General features: G+C 39.9%; 2 protein-coding genes. Both read left to right on the top strand.

Going from position 1 to position 3,443, the window contains the following annotated elements; all coding sequences use genetic code 11:
• A partial coding sequence (locus tag LHW48_07300; GenBank protein MCB5260260.1) for a 4Fe-4S dicluster domain-containing protein occupies positions 1-277 on the top strand: 277 nt, incomplete at its 5' end.
• Between the two features lie 57 nt (positions 278-334).
• The gene (locus tag LHW48_07305) at positions 335-3,184 is read left to right on the top strand and encodes a glutamate mutase L (GenBank protein ID MCB5260261.1); all 2,850 of its coding nucleotides are present in this window, start codon (positions 335-337) and stop codon (positions 3,182-3,184) included.
• Positions 3,185-3,443: the final 259 nt, after the last annotated feature.

Here is a 3,443-nt window from a genome sequence, read left to right on the forward strand (position 1 = left end):
CAAAGCTTATCTTAGCCGCATTCCTTATCTGTGTTCTGAATGCCGTTATTGCTTGCCTTGCCCTCACAATGTATCTATTCCCAATGTGTTAGGTAATTATGCTGAAGCTTTGATGTTTGGTAATAAAGACGCTCAAAAACGCGATTACTTAGCTTTTATCTCAGAAGAAGCTCGTGCCGACAAATGCACTCAATGCGGTGTTTGTTTGGCTAAATGCCCACAGCACATAGATATTCCGCATTGGATGAAAGAGATCGAAGAATTCTATGCCGATTGAGTATATAAAACCCTACTGTGTAATACCCAAATATATGAGAAATGGAGATCACAATTTATGGATAAAGATCATTACGCTCTAATCACTGATATCGGATCCACAACGACAAAAGCCGTTTTGATAGATATTGACGCTACCAACCTCGTTGCCATTGAACATGCCGATACAACAGTTGAAGCCCCATTCAACGATGTTAGAATTGGAGTATTCAACTCCATAAAAGCAATCGAACAGAAAAATGGAATAACGCTCTTGACCAACGATGCATCATCAAGTAGTATCCAATTCGTAGAAGGAATAAAGTACTACAGCACAAGCAGCGCTGGCGGCGGATTACAAATATTGGTAATTGGGCTTACCCTATTCGATAGTGCCAGCAGCGCAAAAAGAGCCGCTTACGGAGCAGGAGGCATTATTTTGGATGTGTTTGCCATAAACGACAATCGTAGCTCTATCGAACAAATGCTTGCTATGCGTAACCTCAGACCTGATATGATTCTACTCTCTGGAGGTACAGACGGTGGGGCAATTAGCTCTGTGCTACGCTTAGCCGAGATCTTACGCATTGCCAAGCCTATGCCAAAGTTTAGTACCAACGTAAAAATTCCAACTATCTTTGCTGGCAATAACTCAACCGTCGATTTGATAACAAGAATGATCTCAAACGATTTTGATTTACACATTTTACCTAATCTGCGTCCCAGCATGCAAACCGAGAATCTTAAGCCTACCCGTGATAAGATTCAGGAAATCTTTATGGAAAACGTTATGGAAAGAGCTCCGGGATATAGCAGTGTAAAGAAACTTGTGCATGCACCGATTTTACCCACTCCCAATGGAGTAATGAACACTTTAAAGCTTATGGACGAAACCGCATCCCAAAAAGCAATTCTCTTCGACATAGGGGGAGCTACTACAGATGTGTTTACTCATTTACACACACATTTCCAACGCACTGTAAGCGCAAATCTTGGTATGAGTTACAGTGCTTTAAATGTAATGAAAGAAAGTGGAATAGAATCCCTACTCAAGCTCTTGCCCCCAACAATTAGTGAAGAATGCGTACGAAACTATATTGGCAATAAAACCTTATACCCTACTCAAATTCCTCACGGATCCAAAGAACAACGTATTGAGCATGCTTTGGCCAAATGCGCAATTATGCAAGCTTACATTCAACATCAGGATATGCATTATAGCAAAGAAAAGGTCGGCTATCTAGACGCCCTTAAGGCTGCTGGCAAAGACAAATTTGAGGCAAAATTCAATTACATCGCCAATGAGGAATCATTCCATTTTTATCCCAGTGATATTGAATTGATTATAGGAGCAGGAGGCGTGTTTGCCAATGCCTCAAATTCATTACAATGCGCAGATATCTTAATCTCTGGATTCAAACCTGTGGGGATAACCAAACTAGCTATAGATAAACATTTTATTAGTCCCCATCTTGGTGTGTTGTCCTGTAATGAAGACCACCTTGCTCGTAACATCTTAAATAAAGAGTGTGTTAAATACCTTGCCTTACATATTCGCCCGATTTTCCCCAACAACAAAAAACACAATATACTTCAACTGGAGTATGATGGTATTATCAAAACAATTTCTGCCAACGACTTGTTGTTCATCCCAGAGAAAAACAACAGAAATTTGAGAATGAAGGCTTTTAAAAAATGTATGATAACGGGTGATATATCCGAAACATCAATTGTTACAGACCTTCCGATAATTGTGGACACCAGATCTGATTTAGACGCTTATGATGAGAGAATGGATAAGCTATTGAATCTATACCAAGTTGATGATAGCTTCTCGCAATTTTCCAATACTATGCTTCCTCAGGATTCTGAATTCTCTTATGATGTTGAATTGCCTTACAATGGTGATATTATTAAACAAGTTGGCGATAAGGTTTATCCCGAAGATGTTGTTGCTCAGAATCTATACAACCCACCTCGCTTGTTTGTGGTAAACACAAATCCTGACGGAACCTTGATACCGGAACCAACACTAAAAGAGGCGATTGTCGTTCAAGCTGGGCAAGAAGTCACATTTTCTGAAACAATCAGACTTCCTCTGCCAGAATATGGGTTGCGCAATTCACACCATTCCCCAGTACGAGGGAAGGTAGAGTATCTTGATTACAAAACCGGAATAGTGATTCTCTCAGAGATTCAACGATACAGCACAAAACCGAGCAAAATTGATCTGTCATCAGAACTCCAGATTCCTCCAAAGCGTGTAAAGCATTATGTAATTAAGAAACTGGGAGATTTTGTGTACGAAGGAGATACGCTTGCAAAAATTATGAAGCCCAATAAGATCCGCACAGCTATAAGTCCCAACACTGGGCATGTTACAGATTTTAACTCACACTCGGGTATGATTACAATCCAATATAAGAGTAATCCCTATAACTATAAAGCTCATGTGGAGGGAATTGTTAGGCAGATTGAAGATAAGAAGGCTGTCCGGATTTCATATTATGCTTCAAGATTATATGGCAGCATTGGTTGGGGCTACGCAACTCATGGCACACTTGTTTGGCTTTCTAATTCTTCGGATAGTTGCATTCCAGAAAATAGTATTGTTGTAATTCCTTATCGCCCCTCTTATAAAGATTTAGAACAGATTAAGCAAAATGCCAAAGGCATAATCTTTCCTTCAATCAACCAAGGAGATCTGATACAATACTTAGGTTTCGAGCAAGGAGTGATAAACACTGGACAGGAAAACATACCTGCTTCCATAGTACTCATTAATGGATTTGGAGAAATTCCATTCAGTTCTAATCAAGAGAAGTTCTTTAAAGATAATGTTGGAAAACTTTGTATGATATCGCCTCATACTCGCATCCGCGCCGGCGTTGTGAGAGCAAGCATCAATGTAATCAAGCAACAAATATAGGTTTCAGATTGTGTGGATTGAAACCATTGCACATCCATATAGAGCAGAATTTTTATACATGAGATCTCGGTTTGGCGGGCTTTTTTAATCGTAGCTATGCCCACCCATCACCATTGTAGTATGGGGATCCGCCTCAGCACCGATTGTTCAACGGTTTTTATAGATAGTTTAGTCTCTTTGATGATATGGCTTTGCTTATCCATCAAGCCTATGATATAAGACAAAGATTCTCGCTACGATTAATCTGATCTTCCTCGCC

Source organism: Candidatus Cloacimonadota bacterium (assembly GCA_020532355.1).
Classification (GTDB): Bacteria; Cloacimonadota; Cloacimonadia; order Cloacimonadales; family Cloacimonadaceae; genus UBA5456.